This window comes from Cupriavidus sp. USMAHM13 (genome assembly GCF_001854285.1).
Classification (GTDB): Bacteria; Pseudomonadota; Gammaproteobacteria; order Burkholderiales; family Burkholderiaceae; genus Cupriavidus; species Cupriavidus malaysiensis.
The window spans coordinates 74,723-100,122 of record NZ_CP017751.1; the positions used below are offsets into that span (position 1 = coordinate 74,723).

Here is a 25,400-nt window from a genome sequence, read left to right on the forward strand (position 1 = left end):
CTTACTTCTTCTTGGTTTCCTTCAGGATGACGCGCTCGTCGGCGTAGCGCACACCCTTGCCCTTGTAGGGCTCGGGCGGACGGTACGCGCGGACTTCAGCGGCAACCTGACCGACTTTCTGCTTGTCCGCACCCTTGATGATGATCTCGGTCTGCGTCGGCGTTTCCGCCTTCACGCCTTCCGGCATCTCATGGATCACGTCGTGCGAGAAACCAAGCTGGAGCTTCAGCGCAGCGCCTTGGAGCTGGGCACGGTAGCCCACGCCAACCAGGGTCAGCTTGCGCTCGAAACCGGTGGTCACGCCCTTGACCATGTTCGCCGCGAGGGCGCGCATGGTGCCTTGCAGGGCGTTTGCTTCGCGCGATTCATCGGCCGGGGCGAAAGTCAGCGTGTCGTTCTCGACATTGACCTTGACCAGGCTGTGGATCGGCTGGGACAGCGTACCGAGCGGGCCCTTCACAGAGAGCACACCGGCCGCCACGTTCACTTCCGCGCCTTTGGGCAGCGCGATGGGAGCCTTACCTACACGGGACATGGTTCCTCCTTAAGCGACGTAGCAGAGAACTTCGCCGCCCACGCCGGAGGCACGTGCCTTGCGGTCGGTCATCAGACCCTTCGGGGTCGAGATGATCGCCACGCCCAGGCCGTTCATCACCTGCGGGATCTCGCTGCGGCCCTTGTAGACACGCAGGCCAGGCTTGGACACGCGCTCGATGCGCTCGATGACCGGACGGCCTGCGTAATACTTCAGACCGATGGTCAGTTGTGCCTTGCCGCCTTCTTCTTTCACTGCGTAGTCGTCGATGTAGCCTTCGTCCTTCAGGACCTTGGCGATCGCTGCCTTCAGCTTCGACGACGGCATGACAACCGACGCCTTCTGCACGCCTTGGGCGTTGCGGATGCGCGTCAGCATATCGGCGATGGGATCGCTCATGCTCATACTGTTTCTCCTGTAGCCTGTGCGTAATTACCAGCTGGCTTTCGTCAGACCCGGGATTTCGCCACGGAAGGCGATCTCGCGGATCTTGTTACGCGCCAGGCCAAACTTGCGGAAGGTACCGCGGGGACGACCGGTGATCGCGCAGCGATTGCGCTGGCGAGTCGGGTTAGCGTTGCGCGGCAGCTGCTGCAGTGCCAGACGCGCGCCGTAACGCTCTTCTTCCGACTTCTCTTGGTCGTCGATGATGGCCTTGAGGGCTGCGCGCTTAGCGGCGAACTTCGCCACCAGCTTGGCGCGCTTCTTCTCACGTTCAATCAGAGCCAGTTTAGCCACGGTTACCCCTTAATTACGGAACGGGAACTTGAATGCAGCGAGGAGCGCCTTGGCTTCCTCGTCATTCTTCGCCGTCGTCGTGATGCTGATGTTCAGACCACGCAGTGCGTCGATCTTGTCGTACTCGATTTCGGGGAAGATGATCTGCTCTTTCACACCGATGTTGTAGTTGCCGCGACCGTCGAACGAACGGCCCGACACACCACGGAAGTCACGCACACGCGGCAGCGCCACGGTGACGAAACGATCGAGGAATTCGAACATGCGCTCGCCGCGCAGGGTCACCATCGCACCGATGGGATAGCCCTGGCGGATCTTGAAGCCGGCGATGGCCTTCTTGGCCTTGGTCACCACGGGCTTCTGACCAGCGATCTTGGTCAGGTCGCCAACGGCGAGCTCGATGACCTTCTTGTCGTTGATCGCTTCGCCCAGACCCATGTTCAGGGTGATCTTGGTGATGCGCGGCACTTCCATGATCGACTTGAAACCGAATTGCTCGATCAGCTTCGGAACGACCTGTTCTTTGTAAAACTCTTGCAGACGTGCTGTCATGCTCAACTCCTATCCGTGCCCAGAATCAAGCAGCCACGACGGCGCCGGTGGTCTTCAGGAAGCGCACGCGCTTACCGTCTTCCACCTTGATGCCGACGCGCGACGGCTTGCCATTGGCATCCACGAGCGCAACGTTGGAAATATGCAGGGGCATGACCTTGTCGACCACGCCACCGGTGGTACCCAGCATCGGGTTCGGGCGAGCGTGCTTCTTGGCAACGTTCACGCCTTCGACGGCAACCTTGTCGCCCAGCACGGCTTGCACGGTGCCACGCTTGCCCTTGTCCTTGCCGGTCAGGACGATGACCTCATCGCCTTTGCGAATCTTGTTCATGGCGGCTCCTTACAGCACTTCCGGCGCGAGCGACACGATCTTCATGAAGCGCTCGGTACGGAGTTCACGAGTCACCGGCCCGAAGATACGGGTGCCGATCGGCTCGAGCTTGTTGTTCAGCAGGACGGCGGCATTGCCGTCGAACTTGACGAGCGAACCGTCCGCGCGGCGCACGCCCTTGGCGGTGCGGACCACGACGGCGTTATAGATGTCGCCCTTCTTGACACGGCCACGGGGGGCTGCGTCCTTGACGGTCACCTTGATGATGTCGCCAACGCTCGCATAGCGGCGCTTGGACCCACCCAGCACCTTGATGCACAGCACTTCGCGCGCACCAGTGTTATCGGCCACTTCGAGCCGGCTTTCTGTCTGAATCATGGTGTTATCTTCCCAACTTAATCCGCCTGGCTTGCCGGAATGCAAGCCCGCCGGTCAGTCTTGGTCCCGTCGGAACCGGCTTTGCGCCAGCACCGCTTGGGTTGATCAACTTTGAAGTCGGTAGTCGCCTGGCGACCCTGACTGGAGAGACCCCCCAGCCCGGCCCGCCGACCCCGGCTCGCCTCACAGGCCCGCCCGGGTGGTACAGCTAAGGCGAACGCAATAAAGCGGAAGTCCAGGATTATAACATATAACCCTGGACTTGCAAGCTAGGATACGACCGCGTTGTCGTTAGATGACGCGGGCGGCTTCCACCAGACGGGAGACTACCCAGGCCTTGGTCCGGGACATCGGACGGCCTTCCTGGATCTCGACCTTGTCGCCTTCCTTGTACTGGTTGGCTTCGTCGTGTGCGTGGTACTTCTTCGAACGCAGCACGTACTTGCCATACAGCGGGTGCTTGACGCGGTTTTCAACCAGGACCGTCACGGTCTTGTCCATCTTGTCGCTTACAACCCGGCCGACCAGCGTGCGGCGAAGCGACGATTCCGTTTTTGCAGTTTCAGTCATTTCGAGCTCGCCTTTTCACTCAGCACGGTTTGCACCCGCGCGATGTCCTTGCGCACCTTCTTCAGCTGGCTGGTGTTCTGCAGCTGTTGGGTGGCCTTTTGCATGCGCAGGCTAAATTGGGCCTTCAGCAGCTCGGAGAGCTCCTGGTTCAGCCCGGCGGCGTCCTTGCCGCGCAGTTCGGATGCTTTCATTCCTGCTCTCCTTACGTCCCGACCTGACGCACCACGAAGTTGGTGGCGATCGGCAGCTTGGCGGCCGCGAGGCGGAACGCCTCACGTGCCAGCTCTTCGCTCACGCCATCCATTTCGTACAGCATCTTGCCCGGCTGAATCTCAGCCACGTAGTACTCCGGGTTGCCCTTACCGTTACCCATACGGACTTCAGCGGGCTTCTTCGAGATCGGCTTGTCCGGGAAGATCCGGATCCAGATGCGGCCGCCACGCTTGATGTGACGGGTCATCGCACGACGTGCCGACTCGATCTGGCGAGCCGTCAGGCGGCCACGGCCCATTGCCTTCAGGCCGAACTCGCCGAAAGACACGGCGTTGCCACGGGTAGCCTTACCCGTGTTGCGGCCTTTCTGCTCCTTGCGGTACTTTCTGCGCTTAGGTTGCAGCATCGTTATTCTCCACTCTTCCCATCTGCGCCAGGCGCAGCGCGGCGGCCGGCACCGGCACCGCCGCGGCGGTTGCCACCCGGACGGCCTTCACCGTCACGGCGGCGACCATCGGGGCGACCCGGACGGCGGCGACGTTCGTCTTGCGGCTCTTCCACCACCGGCGCTTCGTTGCGGCCGAGGTGATCTCCCTTGTAGACCCACACCTTGACACCGATGATGCCGTAGGTGGTTTCCGCTTCGGAGAAGCCGTAGTCGATGTCAGCACGCAGGGTGTGCAGGGGCACACGGCCTTCGCGGTACCACTCGGTACGGGCGATTTCGATGCCGTTCAGACGGCCCGAGCTCATGATCTTGATGCCCTGGGCGCCCAGACGCATCGCGTTCTGCATCGCGCGCTTCATGGCGCGGCGGAACATGATGCGACGCTCGAGCTGCTGGGTGATCGAGTCGGCGATCAGCTGCGCATCGGTTTCCGGCTTGCGGATTTCCTCGATGTTCACGTGCACGGGCACGCCCATGCGACGCTGCAGCTCGGCCTTCAGCAGTTCGATGTCCTCACCCTTCTTGCCGATCACCACGCCCGGACGCGAGCTGTAAATGGTGATGCGGGCATTGCGGGCGGGACGCTCGATCACGACGCGGCCAACCGATGCGTTCTTGAGCTTCTTCTTCAGGAAGTCGCGAACTTCGATGTCTTCTTTCAGCATGCCGGCGAACTTCGTGTTGGCGGCGTACCAACGCGAGGCCCAGTTACGGCTGACGGCCAGACGGAAGCCAGTCGGATGAATCTTCTGTCCCATCGTGACTCCTTAGTTGCCGAGCGTCACAGTGATGTGACAGGTTTGTTTCTCGATGCGGTTGCCGCGGCCCTTCGCCCGTGCGGTGAAGCGCTTGAGCGAGGTCGCCTTGTCGACGTAGATCGATTTGACCTTCAGTTCGTCGATGTCGGCGCCTTCGTTATGCTCGGCGTTGGCGATGGCCGATTCGACCACCTTCTTCACGATCCCGGCGGCCTTCTTCGGGCTGAACGCCAGGATGTTGAGCGCGCGCTCGATCGGCAGACCACGGATCTGGTCAGCGACCAGGCGCGTCTTCTGGGCGGAGATACGGGCACCGCGATGAATCGCTTTCACTTCCATGATGGCACCTTACCTCTTCGCTTTCTTGTCGGCCGCGTGACCCTTGAACGTGCGAGTGATCGCAAATTCGCCGAGCTTGTGGCCAACCATGTTTTCCGTCACGTACACCGGCACGTGTTGACGGCCGTTGTGCACGGCGATCGTCAGGCCGATGAAGTCCGGCATGATGGTCGAACGACGCGACCAGGTCTTGATGGGCTTCTTGTCCTTGCCGCCTGCAGCCGCTTCCACCTTTTTCAGCAGGTGGGCGTCACAGAACGGACCCTTCTTTGCGGAACGTGTCATGTCTTTAGCTCCTACCTACCGATTAACGCTTGTGGCGCTTCTGCACGATCATGCTGGCAGTGCGCTTGTTGCTGCGGGTGCGGTAGCCCTTCGTCGGGGTACCCCACGGCGACACCGGATCGCGACCAGCAGCGGTCTTGCCTTCACCACCACCGTGCGGGTGATCCACCGGGTTCATCACCACACCGCGGACCGTCGGGCGGATACCGCGCCAGCGGGTCGCACCGGCCTTGCCGATGACGCGCAGGCTGTGCTCTTCGTTACCCACTTCACCAACGGTGGCACGGCATTCGATGTGAATGCGGCGCACTTCGCCGGAGCGCAGGCGGACCTGGGCATACACGCCTTCGCGGGCCATCAGCACAGCCGAGGCACCGGCGGCACGGGCGATCTGCGCGCCCTTGCCGGGCAGCATTTCCACGTTGTTGATCGTGGTACCGACCGGGATGTTGCGGATCGGCAGGTTGTTACCGGCCTTGATCGGCGCTTCCGAGCCGTTCATCAGCGATTGGCCGGCGACCATGCCCTTGGTGGCGATGATGTAGCGGCGCTCGCCGTCGGCGAACAGCACCAGCGCGATGTTCGCGCTGCGGTTCGGATCGTATTCCAGGCGCTCGACCTTGGCGGCGATGCCGTCCTTGTCGTTGCGCTTGAAGTCGACCACGCGGTAGTGGTGCTTATGACCACCGCCCTTGTGACGGGTGGTGATGTGACCGTTGTTGTTGCGGCCCGACTTCTGGAATTGCTTTTCCAGCAGCGGAGCATGGGGCGCACCCTTGTGCAGGTCGCGGTTGACGACCTTCACCATCGAGCGGCGACCCGGGGAAGTCGGCTTGGTCTTGACGAGTGCCATGATTACTTGGCCTCCGCTTCGAAGTTGATTTCCTGACCCGGCTTCAGCGACACGTACGCCTTCTTGACGTGGTTGCGACGGCCCATGAAGCGGCCGAAGCGCTTTTGCTTGCCCTTCTGGTTCAGGATCTGAACGGACTGCACCTCGACCTTGAACAGCAGTTCGACTGCCGCCTTCACTTCCGCCTTGTTGGCGTCGCGGGCGACTTCGAACACGACCTGTTCATTCTTGTCGGCGACCAGGGTTGCCTTTTCGGAAACCACGGGCGCGAGCAGCACCTGCATCAAACGATGATCGTTCTTGGCTACTTGCGTCATTTCAGCAACTCCTCGATCTGCGCGACGGCCGCCTTGGTGACCAGCACCTTCTTGTAGTGCACCAGCGACAGCGGATCGGCGTGGCGTGCTTCAACCACCGACACGTGCGGCAGGTTGCGAGCGGCCAGGTAGAGGTTCTCGTCGAGGCTGTCGGTGATGACCAGGACCGAGTCCAGGCCCATGGCCTTGAACTTGTCGGCCAGCAGCTTAGTCTTCGGGGCTTCGACGGTCAGACCTTCCACCACGTTGATACGACCTTCACGTGCGAGCTGCGAGTAAATCGAGCGCAGGCCGGCACGGTACATCTTCTTGTTGACCTTCTGGCTGAAGTTCTCTTCCGGCGAGTTCGGGAAGATACGGCCGCCCCCGCGCCACAGCGGCGAGGAGGACATACCGGCACGGGCGCGACCCGTACCCTTCTGGCGCCACGGCTTCTTGGTCGTGTGCTTGACCTCTTCACGATCCTTCTGCTTACGGTTGCCGCTGCGAGCGTTGGCCTGGTAAGCGACGACGATCTGGTGAACGAGGGCTTCGTTGTAGTCACGACCGAAGACTTCGGGCGAGGCGGTAACGCCGGCGCCGATCTGGCCGTTGTCCTGCAGGAGCTTGAGTTCCATTGTTTCCGCTCCTTAAGCTTTGGCTTTGGCCTTGACGGCCGGGGTCACGATAACCTTGCCGCCCTTGGAGCCGGGGATGGCGCCCTTGACCAGCAGCAGCTTGCGCTCTGCGTCGATCTTGGCGATTTCCAGGTTCTGGACGGTGCGGGTGACGTCACCCAGGTGACCGGTCATGCGCTTGCCCGGGAACACGCGGCCCGGATCCTGCGCCATACCGATCGAGCCCGGCACGTTGTGCGAACGCGAGTTACCGTGGGTGGCACGGCCGGAAGCGAAGTGGTAGCGCTTGATGGTACCGGCGTAGCCCTTACCGATGGTCACGCCCTGCACGTCGATCTTCTGACCGACTTCGAACAGGTCGACCGACAGCGAACCGCCAGCTTGCAGTTCGGCAGCCTTGGCTGCATCGATACGGAATTCGCGGATGATTTCGCCGGCTTCCACGCCGGCTTTGGCGAGGTGACCCGCCAGCGGCTTGGTGACGCGGCTGGCGCGTCGCTTGCCGAAGGTGACTTGAACCGCGGTGTAACCGTCGGTCTCGTCCGTCTTGATTTGCGTCACGCGGTTGTCGCCGACCTCGACCACGGTAACGGGGATCGAATCACCGTCGTCCGTGAAAATACGGGTCATGCCAACCTTGCGACCTACAAGGCCAAGGCTCATGGTTTGCTCCATTCCCAGCTGCGATTGGCCGGGGCTGATTGATACACGAAACTGTGTGATCTGCGGAATGCCGCAGGAGTCTGCCGCGGAGCGCATGGCTGCGCGCGGCACGGGCTTGCGCAAAAGAGGACAGCGCGAGGCCAAAACGGCCAGCCCACCACCCAGAGACACGGGTAGCCTTACACTATATCCGACCCAATTGGAAAGGGCAAGAGGTAAACCCGGATTCCGGGCGGGGCCGTTGCGGCGATGCGAAACAGGTGGCAGGCCGGCCGCCCGCTGCACGGAAGGCCGTCCCGGCCGCGATAGGCAATGGGCCGGCGGTCGGGCGATGGAGACCGCCGCCGCAAGCCGGGAACGACGGGGAGCGGTGCATCGATGGAGCCGCCTGCGCCGTGCGCAAAGGGCCTCGGGCCTAGGCAGCGATGCGCACGAAGCCGCCGCCGTAGAAGACCAGCGGCTCGCCCTCCCCCGCTTCGCAGCTTTCGACTTCGCCCACCACCAGCAGGTGGTCTCCGATCGGATCGGCGCGCACCACGCGGCAGGCCAGCGTGGCCAGGGCATCGTCGAGGTAAGGCACACCGGCCGGGCACCGGCGGTGGGCCACGCCGCTGAACTTGTCCGGCGCGGGCGTCGCGAAGTGGCGGGCCAGCGCCCCCTGGCCGGCATGCAGGACGCTGACGCCGAAACCCGCGGCCGGTACGAACAGTCCGGCGTTGGGCGAGTGCAGCGCGAGGCTCCAGAGGATCAGGGGCGGTGCCAGCGACAGGGAGGCGAAGGAGTTCACGGTCAACCCGACCGCCCTGCCCTGCGCGCCAGCCGCCCCGATCACCGCCACGCCGGTGGCGTAGCGCGAGCAAACCCGGCGCAGGGTACGGCCGTCGAGGGCGCCCGGCTGCTTGTCGGCTGCGGCGTCCATGTCAGGCCGCCTGCGGCAGGTACTGCTCGATCAGCGCATGGCAGGCCTGGGCATCGCGCCACCAGGGGAAGAAGTCGGGCGGATTGTCGAAGCCGTTGGCAATGCGGCCCGCCAGCGCCGGCGCCTGGCCAGCCGCGCCCAGCAGTGCCAGGATGTGCGGCGGCGGCGGCGCCAGCAGGGAGTTGGTCCAGTCCACCACATACGAGGCGTAGTCCCAGTAGCGGGCGAAGGTCTGCTCCATCCAGGCGGCGTCGAAGGGGCGGTCGCCGCGGGCGAGGATGGCATCGAGATAGACCTTGCAGCACTTGGCGGCATTGTTCGAGCCCTGTCCGGTGATGGGGTCGTTCACCACCACCGCATCGGCCATGCCGAACACCGGCCGGCCGGACGGCAGCGTCATCACCGGCTTGCGCACCGTGGGAGCGAAGCGCCCGGCCAGGATGCCGTTGGCGTCGGTCAGCTCGACCGCGGCGCAGCGTTCAGCCTCCCAGGGCAGCCAGGTGCGCAGGATGCGCAGGCTCTCCTGCAGGTGCTCCGCGGGCGTACGCGCGTCCTGCCAGCGGTCCATGGGGCCACCCGGCACGCCTTCGAACACCATGATCTCGCAGGGCCCGGACAGGGTCAGCGCGGGAAATACGAAGTATTCGCCCACGCCGGGGATCAGGTTGAAGCAGACCCGGGAGAACGGCTCGCGCGGCGCCATGCCATGCACATAGGTCAGGGCAAGCGAGCGCTGCGGCGCTGCGTAGGGACTGCGCGCGGCATCGCGCTCGAAGCGGCCGACGATCTCTCCCTTGCCGGCAGCCAGCAGCACCAGGTCATGGCTGGCCGCCAGCGCCTCCAGTTCGTCGATGCCGGCGTCACCGATGCGCAGGTCGCCACCACGCGCGGCGAAGGCCTCCATCCATGCCGGCATCTTGAGGCGCTGGTCGACCGCCTGCGCCGGCTTGTCCAGCGGCGCCGCCCAATCGATCAGGCGGGCGCCCGGCTGCTCGGGATGCGGCACGGCCAGGCCGATTCCCTCGACCGGCGGGCAGTCGGCCTCCCACCAGTTCAGGTCGAGGTCGCGCTCAGTCTGCAGCGCACGGTCGAACATGCACTGGCTGGACATGACCTTGCCGGCCCGGACCTGTTCCGGGGTGCGGTTGGTCATCAGGGTCACGTGGTAGCCCCGGGCCTGCAGGCCCAGGGCCATCTGCAGGCCGGACTGGCCGGCCCCGACGATGGCGATGCGTTGGCTCATGGCGTTGTCTCCTCGATGGACGGGTCGCGCGGTCTGGAAAAGGACGAAGGCAGCCGGCCGGCGGCGCGCGACGCCGCGCCGGCAGATAAGGCAACAGAGGGAATGCGGCGCGACGGCCGCGACGGCTCAGCCGGCCAGGCGCGGAATGGCCGGTTCGGCGCGCTCCGGCCCCATGGCCGAGTAACCGCCGTCGACCGCGTAGTCGGCCCCGGTCACGAAGCTGGCATGGTCCGAGCACAGGAACAGCACCACCTGGGCCACCTCGTCGGGCTCGCCGACGCGGCCGAGCAGGTGGAAGTCGGCCGCCACGCGGTCGGTGCGGGCGCGGTCGCCGCCTGACACCTCGTCCATCAAGCGGCACCAGGTCCAGCCGGGCGACACGGCATTGACGCGGATGCGGTCGGGCGCGAGGTCCATGGCCATGTTGCGCGTGAGTTGGCGCAGCGCGGCCTTGGACACCGGGTAGAGCCAGCGGCCGGTCTGGGCGACATTGGCGGAGATGCTGGTGAAGTTGACGATGGCGCCGCCACCGCGCGCGCGCATCAGCGGCTGCACCGCCTGCGCCAGCATCACCGCGGAGACCACGTTGACGTCGAGGGCGGTGCGCCAGTCGGCGCGGCTGGAGCGCAGCCCGTCATCAAGGTAGGTGCAGGCCAGGTTGACGAGGAAATCGACCCCGCCGAACTGCTCGGCAACCTGCGCCACGGCCGCTGCGACCTGGGCGTCATCGCTGATGTCGGTACGCAGGAAACGGCAGCGCTCGCCCAGTTCCGCCGCCACCCGCTCACCGCCGGCGGCATCGATGTCCAGGATGGCCACGCGCGTGCCGGCGGCCACGAAAGCACGCGCCACGCCGGCGCCGATCAGCGTCGCGCCACCGGTGATGATGGCGACCTTGTCCTGCAAGCCTTTCATGTCATCGTCTCCTCGTCTGCGGGCGGCGCCTCATGCGGGCGCCGGCTCCGGGGGTTGAAGCGGCCGCACGGCACCTGGCAGCACCTGGCGGTGCCATGCGGTGGCCATCGCGTCGGCCTTAGTGGTGGTCTTGGTGGTGGTCTTAGCGGTGGCCTACTTGCCTTCGCTGTCCTGCCAACGCGCCATCAGGGTGTTCGATGGCAGCGTTTCGTCGAGCAGCTTGCGCGCGGTCTCGATGCCGGCCACCGGCAGCCCAGCGGGGTCCAGCCTGCCGATCTGCACCAGCACGCTGGCCTGGTCCCAGTAGATGTGTTCGTGATAGAGCTTGTCGCCGCGGAACTTGACGATGGCGACCAGCGGAATCTCCACGCGGCGGCCGGTGGGCGCCACGCCGGGCAGCATCCAGTCGATCTCGCAGGTGTGCGTGAAACAGAACAGCAGCTCGTCGACGATCTGGCTCGCGCCGATGGTGCGCGACAGCGGGATCAGCGCGGTGTCCGGCGGATTGCTGTGCACGAAGTGGTGCTGGTAGAAGCGCTTGAGCTGGCGGTAGCCCACGCCGCCGGTCATGGTCGGAATATGGTTGACGTAGGGCTCGGCGACCATCGTCGCCATGGTGGCGTCGACGTCGCGCGTGGCGAATTCGTACTCGCAGTGCTTGTCCCACAGTGCCGAGAAATCGTAGTGCGGCCCCATCTCGCGACGCAGCGCGGCAATCGAGCGCTGGTGCGCCATCAGGGCGCTGGGCTTGTCGAAGTGCTCGCCGCCGGCGCGCGCGAAGGCGTGGTCCACGCCCGGGTAGACATAGACCTCGATGCCGTCGCGCCCGCCCAGCGCCGCCCCGATGCGCGCCTGAGACTCGGGCGGGCAGAAGCCATCCTGCGCAGCGATGTGCAGCACCAGGCGGCCGCGCACCCTGGCCGCCTCATCGAGGGCATGCTCGATGCCGACCCCGTAATAGGCGACGGCGCAGGCGACGTCCGGCAGCCTGCAGGCAGCCAGGTAAGCCAGCTTGCCGCCGAGGCAGAAGCCCAGCACGCTGGTGCGGCCGACGCATTCCGGGCGCTGGCGCAGGGCCTCGAGGGCAGCGCCGACATCCTTGACCCCCAGGGCCTCGTCGAAGCGCTGGTAGAGGCCCAGCGCGCGCTGGAAGTCTTCGCCGCGATCTCCCAGCTCGATGCCGGGCTCCAGGCGCCAGAACAGGTCCGGCACCAGCACCGTGTAGCCTTCTTCGGCGTAATAATCAGCTACCTGCCGCATGGTGGCGTTGACGCCGAAGATCTCCTGGCACAGAACGATCCCGGGCCCCTTGCCGGCCGCCGGGGTGGCGAGATAGCCGCTGAAGCTGCCGTCGGGGGTCTGGATCTGGATGGTCTGGCCCATTGCCTGGTCTCCTTGTTGGTGTGGGGGTCGGGCTGCCTGCGGTTGGCGCCGGCGGTGACGCCGAAGGGTGACACCGGAACCGGGCCGCGTCGCCACATGGATTCCATCATGGGCGCTCCGCACTGCAGCAAGCTAGCCGCCGCCTGCAGCGGCTATCCGATTAGTGCAGGAAATTGCAGCCGTGCGCAAGCCGGCGCACCCGCGGCCGGTGCGCGGCCCGCGCGCTCCGCTATAGTGGTGCGCAGGGAGTCCACCGCGCGGGCAGAGACCGGGCGTGGCGAGACCATCCCGGGATCGCGCGCGCCACCGGCAGCGCCCGGCCACCTCCAGTGGAGCGAGACATGCTGCTGCCCCCGACCGCCACGGCCACCATGGCCACCCCCGCGCTGGCCGCCGCCCTGCTGGGCGACCCCGGCCGCCTGGTGTTCGCCTCGACCGACCAGGACCAGGCCCGCGCGGCGGTGGGCGCCGTCTTCAAACCCCATCGGCTCGCCATCGGTGGCAACCGCCTGGCCGCCCGCCTGCACCACGCGCCGCTGGGAGCGGTCTCCTTCAACCGCCTCGCCTACGGTGCAGAGGTGGAGATCGACCCCGGGCCCATGGGTGATTTCCTGCTGGTGCAGATGCCGTTGTCGGGCCAGGCCGACGTCGCCTGCGGTACCCAGCGCATCCTGTCCGACGCCGACCTGGCCTCGGTGCTGACGCCGAGCGACCCCGTGCGCATGCGCTGGAGCGCCGACAACGACCAGCTCATCGTGCGGGTGGAACTGGGCGCGCTGGAACGTGTCTGCGCCGCCTACCTGGGACGGCGCCCCGAGCAGGCGCTGCGCTTCGCCCTGGGCATGGCCTGGCGCCGCCAGGCCGGCTGGTACCAGCTGATGCAATACCTGGCCGACCTGCTGGCCTGCTCACCCGAAGCCGCACAGCATCCCCTGACCGCCTGCCAGCTCGAGCAACTGGTGATCGGCACCCTGCTGACGGTACAACCGCACAGCTTGTCGGAGGACCTGCGCGGCCGCGGCAAGCCGCTCGCGCCGCGCCATGTGAAGGTGGTCGAGGAATACATCCACGCCCACGCCGACGACGCGCTGACGCCGGCCCACCTGGCCGAGGTCGCCGGCGTCAGCCTGCGCAGCCTGTACGCAGGCTTCCGCGAACACCGGGGCCTGAGCCCGATGGCCTATCTGCGCGCGGTGCGGCTGGAGCGCGTGCGTCATGATCTGCTCAACGTCGCAGCGGTGGGTTCGGTCAGCACGGCTGCGATGCGCTGGGGCTTCACGCATCTCGGGCGCTTCAGCGCCGAGTATCGGCGAGCGTTTGGGGAGTGTCCGGGGGAGACGTTGAGGAGGAGGGGGTGATCTGGCGGGCTGATGCCTGATGCCTGATGCCTGATGCCTGATGCCTGATGCCTGATGCCTGATGCCTGATGCCTGATGCCTGATGCCTGATGCCTGTATGAGCGTAAGCGGTATTCGGGGCAAGAGACTGTTTCGACTCCCCTGCGGGGAGCCGAAACAGGCCGTTGCCTCGCAAACCAACACCTCCGAACAGAGGGCGGAAGGGTATACAACGTACAACCCTGCCCCAAAAACAAAAACGGCGAACTTACGTTCGCCGTTTCCGCTGCAAAAGGCCACATCACTGCGGCCCAAGGCATCAAAACCTTACACCTTGATCTCGACGTCCACGCCGGCCGGCAGGTCGAGCTTCATCAGCGCGTCGACGGTCTTATCGGTCGGGTCGACGATGTCCATCAGGCGCTGGTGGGTACGGATCTCGAACTGATCGCGGCTGGTCTTGTTGACGTGCGGCGAACGCAGGATGTCGAAGCGCTGGATGCGGGTCGGCAGGGGCACGGGACCCTTGACGATCGCGCCGGTGCGCTTGGCGGTATCCACGATTTCAGCGGCCGACTGGTCGATCAGGCGATAGTCGAAAGCCTTCAGGCGGATACGGATCTTCTGGTTCTGCATGATATTTCCTTAAAAGAGCGATGGGCGGATAGCGCCCGGAAACAGGGAACAAGCCGGCGGTATTGTACGCCGACCTGCTCCAGGAAGTTTGCTTAGTCGATGATCTTTGCCACGACGCCGGCGCCGACGGTACGGCCGCCTTCACGGATAGCGAAGCGCAGACCTTCTTCCATGGCGATCGGGGCGATCAGCTTGACGGTGATCGACACGTTGTCGCCCGGCATGACCATTTCCTTGTCCTTCGGCAGCTCGATCGAGCCGGTCACGTCGGTCGTACGGAAGTAGAACTGCGGACGGTAGTTGTTGAAGAACGGGGTGTGACGGCCGCCTTCGTCCTTCGACAGAATGTACACCTCACCGGTGAAGTGGGTGTGCGGCTTGATCGAGCCCGGCTTGCACAGCACTTGGCCGCGTTCCACGTCTTCACGCTTGGTGCCGCGCAGCAGCAGACCGACGTTGTCGCCAGCCTGGCCCTGGTCCAGCAGCTTGCGGAACATTTCCACGCCCGTGCAGGTCGTCTTCACCGTCGGCTTGATACCGACGATTTCGATTTCTTCACCGACCTTGATCACGCCGCGCTCGATACGGCCGGTCACCACGGTGCCGCGACCCGAGATCGAGAACACGTCTTCCACCGGCATCAGGAAGGTACCGTCAACGGCACGCTCCGGCGTCGGGATGTAGGTGTCCAGGGCGTCGGCCAGGTTCATGATGGCCACTTCGCCCAGCTCGCCCTTGTCGCCTTCCAGCGCCAGCTTGGCCGAACCCTTGATGATCGGGGTGTCGTCGCCAGGGAACTCGTACTTCGACAGCAGCTCGCGAACTTCCATCTCGACCAGCTCGAGCAGTTCAGCGTCGTCCACCATGTCGCACTTGTTCAGGAACACGATGATGTAAGGCACGCCAACCTGACGGGCCAGCAGGATGTGCTCGCGGGTCTGCGGCATCGGGCCGTCAGCGGCCGAGCACACCAGGATCGCGCCGTCCATCTGGGCGGCACCCGTGATCATGTTCTTCACGTAGTCGGCGTGGCCCGGGCAGTCAACGTGCGCGTAGTGGCGGTTGGCCGTCTCGTACTCGACGTGGGCGGTATTGATGGTAATACCGCGTGCCTTCTCTTCCGGCGCTGCGTCGATTTCGTCGTACTTCTTGGCGGCACCGCCGAACTTCGCAGCCAGCACCGTCGCGATCGCTGCCGTCAGCGTCGTCTTGCCGTGGTCAACGTGACCAATCGTACCAACGTTCACGTGCGGCTTAGTCCGCTCGAACTTTTCCTTTGCCATGTTTCAGCTCCTAATGGAATACAGTCTGATTCAATTCTTTGCGCCGCCACGCAGGTCGTGCGTGGCGGCGCAGCGTTTATTACTTGCCCTTGGCCGTCATCACGGCTTCGGCGATGTTCTTCGGTGCCTCAGCGTAATGCTTGAATTCCATGGTGTACGTGGCGCGACCTTGCGTGGCCGAGCGCAGCGACGTCGAATAGCCGAACATTTCCGACAGCGGGACTTCGGCCTTGATGATCTTGCCACCGCCCACCATGTCGTCCATGCCCTGCACGATGCCGCGGCGGGACGACAAGTCGCCCATCACGGTACCCGTGTAGTCTTCCGGCGTTTCCACTTCCACGGCCATCATCGGCTCGAGCAGGACCGGGCTGGCCTTGCGCATGGCTTCCTTGAAAGCCATCGAGCCGGCCATGCGGAATGCGTTTTCGTTCGAGTCCACGTCGTGGTACGAACCGAACGTCAGCGTGACCTTCACGTCCACCACCGGGAAGCCAGCCAGGATGCCGTTCGGCAGCGTGTCGACGATACCCTTTTCGACCGCCGGGATGTATTCGCGAGGAATCACACCGCCCTTGATGGCATCGATGAACTCGAAGCCCTTGCCCGGCTCTTGCGGTTCCAGCGTGATCACAGCGTGACCGTACTGGCCGCGGCCGCCCGACTGCTTGACGAACTTGCCCTCGACGCCCTCGGCCGTCTTGCGAATGGTTTCGCGGTAGGCCACCTGCGGCGCGCCGATGTTGGCTTCCACGCCGAATTCGCGCTTCATGCGGTCGACCAGAATTTCGAGGTGGAGCTCGCCCATGCCCGAAATGATGGTCTGACCCGATTCTTCATCGGTACGCACGCGGAACGACGGATCTTCAGCGGCCAGGCGGTTCAGGGCGATGCCCATCTTTTCCTGGTCAGCCTTGGTCTTCGGCTCGACAGCCTGCGAGATCACCGGCTCCGGGAACACCATGCGCTCGAGCACGATCGGGGCAGTCGGATCGCACAGCGTATCGCCCGTGGTGGCATCCTTCAGGCCGACCGCAGCGGCGATATCGCCGGCCAGCACTTCCTTGATTTCTTCGCGCTGGTTGGCGTGCATCTGCAGAATACGGCCCAGACGCTCCTTCTTCTGCTTCACCGGGTTGTACACGGTGTCGCCCGAATTGATCTTGCCCGAGTACACGCGGAAGAAGATCAGCTGGCCAACGAACGGGTCGGTCATGATCTTGAACGCCAGTGCCGAGAACTTTTCGTTGTCGTCAGCCTTGCGCTCGAGCTTCTTCTCGCTGTCGTCCTCGTCCGTGCCCTTGACCGGCGGAATGTCGACCGGCGACGGCAGGAAGTCGATCACGGCGTCGAGCATGCGCTGCACGCCCTTGTTCTTGAACGCGGTGCCGCACAGCATCGGCTGGATTTCGCAGGCGATGGTACGGTCACGCAGCGCCTTGACGATCTCGGCGCGGGTCAGCTCTTCGCCGCCCAGGTACTTTTCCATCAGCTCTTCGCTGGCTTCGGCGGCGGACTCGACCATCTTCTCGCGCCATTCGTCAGCGGTGGCTTGCAGCTCGGCCGGGATGTCCTGGTATTCGAACTTCACGCCCTGGCTGGCTTCATCCCAAATGATCGCCTTCATTTCCAGCAGATCGACGACGCCTTGGAAGCCGTCTTCAGCGCCGATCGGCACCACGACGGGCACCGGGTTGGCCTTCAGGCGGGTCTTCAGCTGGTCGTAGACCTTGAAGAAGTTCGCGCCGGTGCGGTCCATCTTGTTGACGAATGCCAGACGCGGCACGCCGTACTTGTTGGCCTGACGCCACACGGTTTCGGACTGCGGCTGCACGCCACCCACTGCGCAGTACACCATGCACGCACCGTCCAGCACGCGCATGGAACGCTCCACCTCGATGGTGAAGTCCACGTGGCCCGGGGTGTCGATGATGTTGAAGCGGTGCTCGGGGTAGTTGCCGCCCATGCCCTTCCAGAAGGCGGTGGTCGCAGCAGACGTGATGGTGATGCCGCGCTCCTGCTCCTGCTCCATCCAGTCCATGGTGGCCGCGCCATCATGCACTTCACCGATCTTGTGGTTCACACCGGTGTAGAACAGGATCCGCTCGGTCGTGGTGGTTTTACCCGCGTCAATGTGAGCCGAAATACCGATGTTACGGTAGCGCTCAATGGGAGTCTTACGAGCCACTTTAATCCTCTATTCGTCCGTGAGACGCCGGCATCTCATCGCCGTCGCCCCTAACACAAACGGGCGAGATGTGTAGGAATACACAGCCCGCCCGGCAACCAACAGCTGTAATCGCGCGCCTTAGAAGCGGAAGTGCGAGAACGCCTTATTGGCTTCGGCCATGCGGTGCACTTCGTCGCGCTTCTTCATCGCGCCGCCGCGGCCTTCGGCAGCTTCCAGCAGCTCACCTGCCAGGCGCAGCGCCATCGACTTCTCGCTGCGTTTCTTTGCGGCCTCGCGCAGCCAACGCATCGCCAATGCCAAACGACGCGACGGACGGACTTCGACCGGAACCTGATAGTTGGCGCCGCCCACGCGACGGCTCTTCACTTCCACCACCGGCTTCACGTTGTTGATTGCAACGGAGAACACTTCGATGGGGGCCTTGCCTGCCTTCTTCTCGATCTGGTCGAACGCGCCGTACACGATGCGTTCGGCAACCGACTTCTTGCCGTCCAGCATCAGCACGTTCATGAACTTGGCAACTTCGACATTGCCGAACTTCGGATCAGGCAGGATCTCCCGCTTGGGGACTTCACGACGACGTGGCATCTTCTTTCCTTTAGATTCAGTTGAGAGCGCGGTAACAGGTTTCCGCTCTCCGGCCACCAACTAGCTTGCCGGCACTGGGCCTGGGCAAATTCGCCGGGTGACCACTTACTCGACGGCACGGCGCTGAACGCTCCGTTGTACCGCCGCCTGGTGACAGCACCATGACGCTGCGCGCCAAGGACCTGCCGCTTGTTGCTTGTCTTGCTTCACTGCTTCGCGACGCCTTGCCGGCGCCACGCGGACAGCCTGTCTTAGGCTGCCTTCGGGCGCTTCGCGCCGTACTTCGAACGCGCTTGCTTACGGTCCTTGACGCCTTGCAGGTCGAGGGAGCCGCGCACGATGTGGTAACGCACACCCGGCAGATCCTTCACACGGCCGCCGCGGATCAGCACGACCGAGTGTTCCTGCAGGTTGTGGCCTTCACCGCCGATGTACGAGATGACCTCGAAACCGTTGGTCAGGCGCACCTTGGCGACCTTACGCAGTGCCGAGTTCGGCTTCTTCGGAGTCGTGGTGTACACGCGGGTGCACACGCCACGACGCTGCGGGCAGTTCTCAAGCGCCGGGCTCTTGCTCTTGATGACTTCCGAGACGCGCGGCTTGCGAACCAGTTGGTTGATAGTTGGCATTGTTCAATCCAGCTTGGTTTTTACGACAAAACACCCTTCCGGGCGCCACGTGGCGGAACCGGAACGGCAACTACGGGTTTTGGGCGGGAACAGTGTGAGCGGGCGCTCTTGAGACGATAGACCGGCGGGAACCAGACTGACCAAAGAACGCGAGCTCGACCGGGATCCCCTGTGCCACACCATGCCACCGCCGCATCACGCGACTGGCCGACGGCGCTTGCCGAAAGCGCATCCGGCCTCACAGGCAGGGTGCAAGATCGACGGGCGAGCGAAATCCAAAGCCAAAAACTCGAATCTGACATGCTAGCAGGCAAACCGTAAACGGTCAAGCACGTTTACGTATACCGTAAAGCCTGACTCAGACGCCCTCGAGCGTCTCCAGAATCTCTTCGCCATAGCGCTCCAGCTTCGCGGCACCGATGCCCGGCACCTCGGCCAGTTCGTCGAGCGTGGCCGGCGCGCTGCGCGCGATCTCCGCCAGCGTGGCATCGTGGAAGATGACGTAGGCCGGCACGCCGTGCTCGCGCGCGGTGGCGGTGCGCCACTTGCGCAGCGCCTCCCAGTTGGCCAGCGCGTCTTCGTCCATGCCGGCGGTATGGTCGGTGCGGCTGCCGCGCGATGCGGAGCGCTCGCCGCCGCGGGCGGGCTTGCTGGCCTGCCGGCGCAGCGTGATGGTGGTCTCGCCGCGCAGCACCTGGCGCGCCGACTCGCCCAGCAGCAGCGCGCCGTGGCCGCCGTGGTCGATCATCAGCAGGCCGTGGGCGATCAGCTGGCGGAAGATGGCATGCCACTCCGCCACCGAGCGGTCGGCACCGATGCCGAAGGTGGACACCTTGTCGTGGCCCCACTGCCGGATCTTCTCCGACGCATTGCCGCGCAGCACGTCGACCAGGTGGGTGGCACCGAAATGCACGCGGCTGGCCTGGGCCACCCGATAGACGCAGGACAGCGCCATCTGCGCCTCGCGCGTGCCGTCCCAGGTGGCCGGCGGCTCCAGGCAGGTATCGCAGTTGCCGCACGGCTCGGACTGCTCGTCGAAATAGGCCAGGATGCGCACGCGGCGGCAACCTGCCGTTTCGCACAGGCCGAGCAGCGCGTCGAGCTTGGACGAGGACACGCGCTTGTGCGCGTCGTCGGCCTCGGATTCGTCAATCATGCGCTTCTGCTGCACCACGTCGCCCAGGCCATAGGCCATCCAGGCATTGGCGGGCAGGCCGTCGCGGCCGGCACGCCCGGTCTCCTGGTAGTAGCCCTCCATGCTCTTGGGCAGGTCGAGGTGGGCCACGAAGCGCACGTCGGGCTTGTCGATGCCCATGCCGAAGGCGATGGTGGCCACCATCACGATCCCTTCCTCCACGCGGAAGCGCGCCTGATACTGTGCGCGCAGTTGCGCATCCATGCCGGCGTGGTAAGGCAGGGCCTTGAGGCCCTGGGCGCCGAGCCAGGCCGCGGTCTCTTCCACCTTCTTGCGCGACAGGCAGTAGATGATGCCGCTGTCATGGGTGCCGTCGGCGTTGGCATGCTCGGCCTTGATGAAAGCCAGCAGTTGCTGGCGCGCATTGTCCTTCTCGACGATGCGGTAGCGGATATTGGGCCGGTCGAAGCTGGAGAGGAAGACGCGTGCATCCTGCAGCGCCAGGCGCTCGGCGATCTCCTGCCGCGTCAGCGCGTCGGCGGTGGCGGTCAGCGCGATGCGCGGTACCTGCGGGAAACGCTCATGCAGCACCGAGAGCTGGATGTATTCGGGGCGGAAATCGTGCCCCCACTGCGATACGCAGTGCGCCTCGTCGATGGCGAACAGGCCCACGCGGGTGCGCTCGAGCAGGTCGAGGAAGCGCGGCGTCATCAGCCGCTCGGGGGCCACGTAGAGGACCTCGAGCCGCCCGGCCAGCAGGTCGCGCTCGACCGCCGAGGCCTCGCTCGAGGTCAGCGTCGAATTGAGCACGGCAGCACGCACGCCGGCCTCGCTCAGCGCGGCCACCTGGTCCTGCATCAGCGCGATCAGTGGCGACACCACGATGCCCGTGCCCTGGCCTGCACGCTGGCGCAGCAGGGCCGGGACCTGGTAGCAGAGGGACTTGCCACCGCCGGTGGGCATCAGCACCAGGCTGTCGCCGCCGCCGGCCACGTGGTCGATGATTTCGGCCTGCTGTCCGCGGAAGGCGTGGTAGCCAAAGACATCTTTGAGAATGGCCAATGCGGACGACATAGGTGCGGGATCGGGAAAACGGGTGGAGCGGGTACGCCGGAAGGCGTAACCATACCATCAAGCGGGAGACGGATTGCTGCAGATTGTGCCGGCGGCCCGCTGGACGGCAGGCTGCCGCACGTGCGGCGCTGGCATGAAAAAAGCCCGGCGCGAAGGCCGGGCTGGTTCCGTTCGGCGCCGGAGCAGCGATCGCCGCCCCGGCCGGGAAACGCGTCAGGCCGCGTCGCCCTCGCCTTCGGTGGTGGTCGCCTGCACCACCGGCGGCTCGATGAAGAGCGACTGCTCTTCTTCGGCGATCGCCTGGGCGCGTTCGCGCTCGGCCGCCTCGCGCGCCTTGCGGGCACGGTGGTAGGCCAGGCCGGTACCGGCCGGGATCAGGCGGCCGACGATCACGTTTTCCTTCAGACCGCGCAGGTCGTCCGTCTTGCCCATGATCGCGGCTTCGGTCAGCACGCGGGTGGTTTCCTGGAACGATGCCGCCGAGATGAAGCTGTCGGTCGACAGCGACGCCTTGGTGATACCGAGCAGCAGGTTCTCGTAGGTGGCCGGACGCTTGCCTTCGGCGATCACGCGGTCGTTCTCGTCGAGCAGCTCCGAGCGCTCCACCTGTTCACCCGGGATGAACTTGGTGTCGCCCACATCCGAGATCTGCACGCGGCGCAGCATCTGGCGCACGATCACTTCGATGTGCTTGTCGTTGATCTTCACGCCCTGCAGACGGTACACGTCCTGCACTTCGTCGACGATGTAGTGCGCCAGTTCCTCGATGCCCTTCAGGCGCAGGATGTCGTGCGGGTCCGCCGGACCTTCCACGATCATTTCGCCCTTGTTCACCACCTGGCCATCGTGCACCAGGACCTGCTTTTCCTTGGCGATCAGGAACTCGTGGGCGTTGCCGTCCAGGTCCGTGATCACCAGGCGCTGCTTGCCCTTGGTGTCCTTGCCGAACGAGGTCGTGCCGGTGACTTCCGCCAGCACGGCGGCGTCCTTCGGCGAACGCGCTTCGAACAGCTCGGCCACACGCGGCAGACCACCGGTAATGTCGCGGGTCTTCTGCGATTCGGTCGGGATACGTGCGAGCACTTCACCCACGTGCACCTGCTGGCCGTCCTTCACGGTGATCAGCGCGCCGACCTGGAAGCCGATGGTCACGGAGTGGTCCGTGCCCGGGATCTTCACTTCCTGGTTGTTGGCGTCGAGCAGCTTCACCTGCGGGCGGATGCCCTTGGTGGCGGCCGTGCGGCGCTTGGCGTCGATCACCACGAGGGTCGACAGGCCCGTCACTTCGTCCATCTGCTTGGCGACGGTCACGCCCTCTTCGACGTTCTCGAACTTGATGGTGCCCGAGTACTCCGAAACGATCGGACGCGTCAGCGCATCCCAGGTAGCCAGCTGCGTGCCGGCCTTGATCGCCTGGCCATCCTGCACCAGCAGCGTGGCACCGTACGGGATCTTGTGGCGCTCACGCTCGCGGCCATGGTCGTCGGTGATCAGCGCCTCGCCCGAACGCGAGATGACGATCAGCTCGCCCTTGGCGTTGGTGACGTAGCGCATGGTCGCCGTGAAGCGCACGGTACCGGTCGCCTTGGCTTCCACGCTCGACGCGACTGCCGCACGCGATGCCGCGCCACCGATGTGGAAGGTACGCATGGTCAGCTGCGTGCCCGGCTCACCGATCGACTGCGCGGCGATCACGCCCACCGCTTCGCCCGAGTTCACCAGCACGCCGCGGCCGAGGTCGCGGCCGTAGCACTTGGCGCACAGGCCGTAGCGCGTGTCGCAGGACAGCGGCGTACGCACCTTGACCTCGTCCACGCCGATGTTGTCGATCAGCTCGACCAGATCTTCGTCCAGCAGGGTGCCAGCCTCGATCGCGGTTTCCTGGGTTTCCGGGTTCACCACGTCGGAGACGGTCACGCGGCCGAGGATACGGTCACGCAGGGCTTCGATCACTTCACCGCCTTCGACCAGGGCCTTCATGGCCACGCCGTTGCTGGTGCCGCAATCGTCTTCCACCACCACCAGATCCTGCGTCACGTCGACCAGACGGCGGGTCAGGTAACCGGAGTTCGCGGTCTTCAGTGCCGTATCGGCCAGACCCTTACGCGCACCGTGGGTCGAGATGAAGTACTGCAGAACGTTCAGGCCTTCGCGGAAGTTCGCCGTGATCGGCGTCTCGATGATCGAGCCATCCGGCTTTGCCATCAGGCCGCGCATGCCGGCCAGCTGGCGGATCTGCGCCGCGGAACCCCGCGCGCCCGAGTCGGCCATCATGTAGATGGAGTTGAACGACTCTTGCTTGACGGTATTGCCGTTGCGGTCGACCACGTCCTCGTGCTGGAGCTGCTCCATCATCGCCTTGCCCACCTGGTCGCCGGCGGCGCCCCAGATGTCCACGACGTTGTTGTAGCGCTCCTGGTCGGTCACCAGGCCCGACATGTACTGCTTGTCGTATTCCTTCACCTTGGCCGAGGCTTCGGCGATGATCTTTTCCTTCGCGGGCGGCACCAGCATGTCGTCGATCGCGATCGAGATGCCGGCGCGCGTGGCCAGGCGGAAGCCCGACTGCAGCAGCTTGTCAGCGAAGATCACGGTCTCACGCAGGCCGCACTTGCGGAAGGCGGTGTTGATCAGGCGCGAGATCTCCTTCTTCTTCAGCGGCTTGTTCAGCACCGAGAAGGGCAGGCCCTTGGGCAGGATCTCCGACAGGATGGCGCGGCCGACCGTGGTGGCCTGCAGCGTGATCTTGGGCGCGAAGCGGGCGTCGCCCTCGGCGTCCTTGTCCACCAGCTCGAACTCGGTGATACGCACGTTCACGCGGGAAGCCAGCTCGACTTCCTTGTTCTCGTAGGCGCGGATCACTTCGCTGATGTCGGCGAAGGTCATGCCCTCACCGCGGCCGTTGATCTTGTCGCGGGTGGTGTAGTACAGGCCCAGCACCACGTCCTGCGACGGCACGATCGACGGGTCGCCGTTGGCCGGGAACAGCACGTTGTTGGAGGCCAGCATCAGGGTGCGGGCTTCCATCTGCGCTTCCAGCGACAGCGGCACGTGGACGGCCATCTGGTCACCGTCGAAGTCGGCGTTGAACGCCGCGCAGACGAGCGGGTGCAGCTGGATCGCCTTGCCTTCGATCAGCACGGGTTCGAAGGCCTGGATGCCCAGGCGGTGCAGCGTCGGCGCGCGGTTCAGCATCACCGGATGCTCGCGGATCACCTCTTCGAGGATGTCCCACACCACCGGCGTCTGGCTTTCGACTTCCTTCTTCGCCGCCTTGATGGTGGTGGCGATACCCATCGTCTCCAGCTTGTGGAAGATGAAGGGCTTGAACAGCTCGAGCGCCATCAGCTTGGGCAGGCCGCACTGGTGCAGCTTCAGGGTCGGGCCCACCACGATGACCGAACGGCCCGAGTAGTCGACGCGCTTGCCCAGCAGGTTCTGACGGAAGCGGCCGCCCTTGCCCTTGATCATTTCGGCCAGGGACTTCAGCGGACGCTTGTTGGCACCGGTCATCGCCTTGCCGCGACGGCCGTTATCCAGCAGCGAATCCACCGCTTCCTGCAGCATGCGCTTCTCATTGCGCACGATGATCTCGGGCGCCTTCAGTTCCAGCAGGCGCTTCAGGCGGTTGTTGCGGTTGATGACGCGGCGATACAGGTCGTTCAGGTCCGAGGTGGCGAAACGACCGCCATCCAGGGGCACCAGCGGACGCAGCTCGGGCGGCAGCACCGGCAGCACTTCCATGATCATCCACTCGGGCTTGATACCCGAGCGCTGGAAGGCCTCCAGCACCTTCAGGCGCTTGGCGAACTTCTTGATCTTGGCTTCGGAGCCGGTGGCCTGCAGCTCGGCGCGGATCTGTTCGATCTGCTTCTCGATATCGATGCCGCGCAGCAGTTCGCGGATGCCCTCGGCACCCATCATGGCGACGAACTCACCCTCGCCGTACTCGTCGCACTTGGCCAGGTAATCGTCCTCGGACATGATCTGGCTCTTCTTGAGCGGGGTCATGCCGGGTTCGATCACCACGAATGCTTCGAAGTACAGCACGCGCTCGATGTCGCGCAGCGTCATGTCGAGCACCATGCCCAGACGCGACGGCAGCGACTTCAGGAACCAGATGTGCGCGGTCGGCGCGGCCAGTTCGATGTGGCCCATGCGCTCGCGGCGCACCTTGGCCAGCGTCACTTCGACGCCGCACTTCTCGCAGATCACGCCACGGTGCTTCAGGCGCTTGTACTTGCCGCACAGGCACTCGTAGTCCTTGATCGGGCCGAAGATCTTGGCGCAGAACAGGCCGTCGCGCTCGGGCTTGAACGTGCGGTAGTTGATCGTTTCCGGCTTCTTCACTTCACCGTACGACCACGAGCGGATCTTCTCGGGCGAGGCCAGGCCGATCTTGATCGCGTCGAACTGCTCTTCCTGCTGTACCTGCTTAAAGAGATCGAGCAATGCTTTCATTGCAAC

General features: G+C 64.6%; 28 protein-coding genes. 1 reads left to right on the forward strand and 27 read right to left on the reverse strand.

The window, feature by feature from the left end:
* Position 1: 1 nt before the first annotated feature.
* The 20 genes from rplF to BKK81_RS00485 all read right to left on the reverse strand — a co-directional run bounded on the left by rplF (position 2) and on the right by BKK81_RS00485 (position 12,060).
* Entirely contained in the window at positions 2-535 is a 534-nt protein-coding gene (gene rplF / locus BKK81_RS00390; protein ID WP_071010119.1) for a 50S ribosomal protein L6, read from the reverse strand.
* Between the two features lie 9 nt (positions 536-544).
* Positions 545-940: a 30S ribosomal protein S8 gene (gene rpsH / locus BKK81_RS00395; RefSeq protein WP_071010122.1), complete on the reverse strand. Its 396-nt coding sequence runs from the start codon at positions 938-940 to the stop codon at positions 545-547.
* A 27-nt stretch (positions 941-967) separates the two neighbouring features.
* Positions 968-1,273 carry a 30S ribosomal protein S14 gene (rpsN, locus tag BKK81_RS00400; RefSeq protein ID WP_071010124.1) on the reverse strand — a complete coding sequence of 102 codons (306 nt, stop codon included), beginning with the start codon at positions 1,271-1,273 and terminating at the stop codon, positions 968-970.
* A 9-nt stretch (positions 1,274-1,282) separates the two neighbouring features.
* Positions 1,283-1,825, reverse strand: coding sequence for a 50S ribosomal protein L5 (gene rplE, locus BKK81_RS00405; protein ID WP_071010125.1), 543 nt, complete (start codon positions 1,823-1,825; stop codon positions 1,283-1,285).
* A 25-nt stretch (positions 1,826-1,850) separates the two neighbouring features.
* Entirely contained in the window at positions 1,851-2,159 is a 309-nt protein-coding gene (rplX, locus tag BKK81_RS00410) for a 50S ribosomal protein L24 (protein WP_071010127.1), read from the reverse strand.
* Between the two features lie 9 nt (positions 2,160-2,168).
* Positions 2,169-2,537: a 50S ribosomal protein L14 gene (gene rplN / locus BKK81_RS00415; RefSeq protein WP_006576237.1), complete on the reverse strand. Its 369-nt coding sequence runs from the start codon at positions 2,535-2,537 to the stop codon at positions 2,169-2,171.
* A gap of 291 nt (positions 2,538-2,828) precedes the next feature.
* A complete protein-coding gene (rpsQ, locus tag BKK81_RS00420) occupies positions 2,829-3,107 on the reverse strand; it encodes a 30S ribosomal protein S17 (RefSeq protein ID WP_071010129.1) in 279 nt (92 codons plus the stop codon).
* On the reverse strand, positions 3,104-3,298 hold the full coding sequence (gene rpmC, locus BKK81_RS00425) for a 50S ribosomal protein L29 (protein WP_071010131.1): 195 nt from the start codon (positions 3,296-3,298) through the stop codon (positions 3,104-3,106). Before rpmC ends, rpsQ begins: the two co-directional genes overlap by 4 nt.
* Before the next feature lie 11 nt (positions 3,299-3,309).
* The gene (gene rplP, locus BKK81_RS00430) at positions 3,310-3,726 is read right to left on the reverse strand and encodes a 50S ribosomal protein L16 (RefSeq protein WP_006576240.1); all 417 of its coding nucleotides are present in this window, start codon (positions 3,724-3,726) and stop codon (positions 3,310-3,312) included.
* 2 nt (positions 3,727-3,728) lie between these two features.
* Positions 3,729-4,526 (reverse strand): 30S ribosomal protein S3, encoded by a 798-nt coding sequence (rpsC, locus tag BKK81_RS00435; protein ID WP_071010132.1) that lies wholly within the window; start codon positions 4,524-4,526, stop codon positions 3,729-3,731.
* 9 nt (positions 4,527-4,535) lie between these two features.
* Positions 4,536-4,865: a 50S ribosomal protein L22 gene (rplV, locus tag BKK81_RS00440; protein ID WP_061956552.1), complete on the reverse strand. Its 330-nt coding sequence runs from the start codon at positions 4,863-4,865 to the stop codon at positions 4,536-4,538.
* 9 nt (positions 4,866-4,874) lie between these two features.
* Positions 4,875-5,150 (reverse strand): 30S ribosomal protein S19, encoded by a 276-nt coding sequence (gene rpsS, locus BKK81_RS00445; protein WP_071010134.1) that lies wholly within the window; start codon positions 5,148-5,150, stop codon positions 4,875-4,877.
* Between the two features lie 22 nt (positions 5,151-5,172).
* Complete coding sequence (rplB, locus tag BKK81_RS00450; protein WP_071010135.1) at positions 5,173-6,003, reverse strand: 50S ribosomal protein L2; 831 nt, start codon at positions 6,001-6,003, stop codon at positions 5,173-5,175.
* A gap of 2 nt (positions 6,004-6,005) precedes the next feature.
* Entirely contained in the window at positions 6,006-6,320 is a 315-nt protein-coding gene (gene rplW, locus BKK81_RS00455; protein WP_006576245.1) for a 50S ribosomal protein L23, read from the reverse strand.
* Complete coding sequence (rplD, locus tag BKK81_RS00460; RefSeq protein ID WP_071010137.1) at positions 6,317-6,937, reverse strand: 50S ribosomal protein L4; 621 nt, start codon at positions 6,935-6,937, stop codon at positions 6,317-6,319. Before rplD ends, rplW begins: the two co-directional genes overlap by 4 nt.
* A gap of 12 nt (positions 6,938-6,949) precedes the next feature.
* Positions 6,950-7,600 (reverse strand): 50S ribosomal protein L3, encoded by a 651-nt coding sequence (rplC, locus tag BKK81_RS00465; RefSeq protein WP_071010138.1) that lies wholly within the window; start codon positions 7,598-7,600, stop codon positions 6,950-6,952.
* 415 nt (positions 7,601-8,015) lie between these two features.
* Positions 8,016-8,519 (reverse strand): flavin reductase family protein, encoded by a 504-nt coding sequence (locus BKK81_RS00470; protein ID WP_071010140.1) that lies wholly within the window; start codon positions 8,517-8,519, stop codon positions 8,016-8,018.
* Between the two features lies 1 nt (position 8,520).
* On the reverse strand, positions 8,521-9,762 hold the full coding sequence (locus tag BKK81_RS00475; protein WP_071010142.1) for a styrene monooxygenase/indole monooxygenase family protein: 1,242 nt from the start codon (positions 9,760-9,762) through the stop codon (positions 8,521-8,523).
* Between the two features lie 126 nt (positions 9,763-9,888).
* A complete protein-coding gene (locus tag BKK81_RS00480) occupies positions 9,889-10,677 on the reverse strand; it encodes an SDR family oxidoreductase (protein ID WP_071010144.1) in 789 nt (262 codons plus the stop codon).
* Between the two features lie 153 nt (positions 10,678-10,830).
* A complete protein-coding gene (locus BKK81_RS00485; protein ID WP_071010146.1) occupies positions 10,831-12,060 on the reverse strand; it encodes a dienelactone hydrolase family protein in 1,230 nt (409 codons plus the stop codon).
* Between the two features lie 341 nt (positions 12,061-12,401).
* On the opposite strand from BKK81_RS00485, the gene BKK81_RS00490 reads away from it, so the two are divergent.
* The gene (locus BKK81_RS00490) at positions 12,402-13,418 is read left to right on the forward strand and encodes an AraC family transcriptional regulator (protein WP_071010147.1); all 1,017 of its coding nucleotides are present in this window, start codon (positions 12,402-12,404) and stop codon (positions 13,416-13,418) included.
* Positions 13,419-13,724: 306 nt separating this feature from the next.
* Here the strand turns inward: BKK81_RS00490 and rpsJ are convergent, their stop codons facing one another.
* The 7 genes from rpsJ to rpoC form a co-directional block, all read right to left on the reverse strand.
* Positions 13,725-14,033 carry a 30S ribosomal protein S10 gene (gene rpsJ / locus BKK81_RS00495; RefSeq protein WP_006160488.1) on the reverse strand — a complete coding sequence of 103 codons (309 nt, stop codon included), beginning with the start codon at positions 14,031-14,033 and terminating at the stop codon, positions 13,725-13,727.
* A gap of 92 nt (positions 14,034-14,125) precedes the next feature.
* Positions 14,126-15,316, reverse strand: coding sequence for an elongation factor Tu (gene tuf, locus BKK81_RS00500; RefSeq protein ID WP_071010149.1), 1,191 nt, complete (start codon positions 15,314-15,316; stop codon positions 14,126-14,128).
* A 79-nt stretch (positions 15,317-15,395) separates the two neighbouring features.
* Complete coding sequence (gene fusA / locus BKK81_RS00505; RefSeq protein ID WP_071010150.1) at positions 15,396-17,504, reverse strand: elongation factor G; 2,109 nt, start codon at positions 17,502-17,504, stop codon at positions 15,396-15,398.
* Positions 17,505-17,624: 120 nt separating this feature from the next.
* Positions 17,625-18,095, reverse strand: coding sequence for a 30S ribosomal protein S7 (gene rpsG / locus BKK81_RS00510; RefSeq protein WP_006576502.1), 471 nt, complete (start codon positions 18,093-18,095; stop codon positions 17,625-17,627).
* Positions 18,096-18,346: 251 nt separating this feature from the next.
* Positions 18,347-18,724, reverse strand: coding sequence for a 30S ribosomal protein S12 (rpsL, locus tag BKK81_RS00515; RefSeq protein ID WP_006576501.1), 378 nt, complete (start codon positions 18,722-18,724; stop codon positions 18,347-18,349).
* Positions 18,725-19,082: 358 nt separating this feature from the next.
* Positions 19,083-20,933, reverse strand: a complete 1,851-nt coding sequence (gene recQ, locus BKK81_RS00520) for a DNA helicase RecQ (protein ID WP_071010152.1) — start codon at positions 20,931-20,933, stop codon at positions 19,083-19,085.
* Between the two features lie 213 nt (positions 20,934-21,146).
* Complete coding sequence (gene rpoC, locus BKK81_RS00525; protein WP_071010154.1) at positions 21,147-25,394, reverse strand: DNA-directed RNA polymerase subunit beta'; 4,248 nt, start codon at positions 25,392-25,394, stop codon at positions 21,147-21,149.
* Positions 25,395-25,400: the final 6 nt, after the last annotated feature.

What these genes read in the sequence shown, in the direction of transcription:
- rpsS (WP_071010134.1), bottom strand. Translation starts at nt 5,150, where the DNA reads ATGACACGTTCCGCAAAGAAGGGTCCGTTCTGTGACGCCCACCTGCTG.
- rpsQ (WP_071010129.1), bottom strand. Translation starts at nt 3,107, where the DNA reads ATGACTGAAACTGCAAAAACGGAATCGTCGCTTCGCCGCACGCTGGTC.
- rpsH (WP_071010122.1), bottom strand. Translation starts at nt 940, where the DNA reads ATGAGCATGAGCGATCCCATCGCCGATATGCTGACGCGCATCCGCAAC.
- rpoC (WP_071010154.1), bottom strand. Translation starts at nt 25,394, where the DNA reads ATGAAAGCATTGCTCGATCTCTTTAAGCAGGTACAGCAGGAAGAGCAG.
- rplW (WP_006576245.1), bottom strand. Translation starts at nt 6,320, where the DNA reads ATGACGCAAGTAGCCAAGAACGATCATCGTTTGATGCAGGTGCTGCTC.
- rplE (WP_071010125.1), bottom strand. Translation starts at nt 1,825, where the DNA reads ATGACAGCACGTCTGCAAGAGTTTTACAAAGAACAGGTCGTTCCGAAG.
- rplN (WP_006576237.1), bottom strand. Translation starts at nt 2,537, where the DNA reads ATGATTCAGACAGAAAGCCGGCTCGAAGTGGCCGATAACACTGGTGCG.
- tuf (WP_071010149.1), bottom strand. Translation starts at nt 15,316, where the DNA reads ATGGCAAAGGAAAAGTTCGAGCGGACTAAGCCGCACGTGAACGTTGGT.
- rplX (WP_071010127.1), bottom strand. Translation starts at nt 2,159, where the DNA reads ATGAACAAGATTCGCAAAGGCGATGAGGTCATCGTCCTGACCGGCAAG.
- rpsJ (WP_006160488.1), bottom strand. Translation starts at nt 14,033, where the DNA reads ATGCAGAACCAGAAGATCCGTATCCGCCTGAAGGCTTTCGACTATCGC.
- rplP (WP_006576240.1), bottom strand. Translation starts at nt 3,726, where the DNA reads ATGCTGCAACCTAAGCGCAGAAAGTACCGCAAGGAGCAGAAAGGCCGC.
- BKK81_RS00470 (WP_071010140.1), bottom strand. Translation starts at nt 8,519, where the DNA reads ATGGACGCCGCAGCCGACAAGCAGCCGGGCGCCCTCGACGGCCGTACC.
- rpmC (WP_071010131.1), bottom strand. Translation starts at nt 3,298, where the DNA reads ATGAAAGCATCCGAACTGCGCGGCAAGGACGCCGCCGGGCTGAACCAG.
- recQ (WP_071010152.1), bottom strand. Translation starts at nt 20,933, where the DNA reads ATGTCGTCCGCATTGGCCATTCTCAAAGATGTCTTTGGCTACCACGCC.
- rplD (WP_071010137.1), bottom strand. Translation starts at nt 6,937, where the DNA reads ATGGAACTCAAGCTCCTGCAGGACAACGGCCAGATCGGCGCCGGCGTT.
- BKK81_RS00475 (WP_071010142.1), bottom strand. Translation starts at nt 9,762, where the DNA reads ATGAGCCAACGCATCGCCATCGTCGGGGCCGGCCAGTCCGGCCTGCAG.
- rplB (WP_071010135.1), bottom strand. Translation starts at nt 6,003, where the DNA reads ATGGCACTCGTCAAGACCAAGCCGACTTCCCCGGGTCGCCGCTCGATG.
- rplF (WP_071010119.1), bottom strand. Translation starts at nt 535, where the DNA reads ATGTCCCGTGTAGGTAAGGCTCCCATCGCGCTGCCCAAAGGCGCGGAA.
- BKK81_RS00490 (WP_071010147.1), top strand. Translation starts at nt 12,402, where the DNA reads ATGCTGCTGCCCCCGACCGCCACGGCCACCATGGCCACCCCCGCGCTG.
- rplV (WP_061956552.1), bottom strand. Translation starts at nt 4,865, where the DNA reads ATGGAAGTGAAAGCGATTCATCGCGGTGCCCGTATCTCCGCCCAGAAG.
- rpsC (WP_071010132.1), bottom strand. Translation starts at nt 4,526, where the DNA reads ATGGGACAGAAGATTCATCCGACTGGCTTCCGTCTGGCCGTCAGCCGT.
- rpsG (WP_006576502.1), bottom strand. Translation starts at nt 18,095, where the DNA reads ATGCCACGTCGTCGTGAAGTCCCCAAGCGGGAGATCCTGCCTGATCCG.
- rpsL (WP_006576501.1), bottom strand. Translation starts at nt 18,724, where the DNA reads ATGCCAACTATCAACCAACTGGTTCGCAAGCCGCGCGTCTCGGAAGTC.
- rplC (WP_071010138.1), bottom strand. Translation starts at nt 7,600, where the DNA reads ATGAGCCTTGGCCTTGTAGGTCGCAAGGTTGGCATGACCCGTATTTTC.
- BKK81_RS00485 (WP_071010146.1), bottom strand. Translation starts at nt 12,060, where the DNA reads ATGGGCCAGACCATCCAGATCCAGACCCCCGACGGCAGCTTCAGCGGC.
- BKK81_RS00480 (WP_071010144.1), bottom strand. Translation starts at nt 10,677, where the DNA reads ATGAAAGGCTTGCAGGACAAGGTCGCCATCATCACCGGTGGCGCGACG.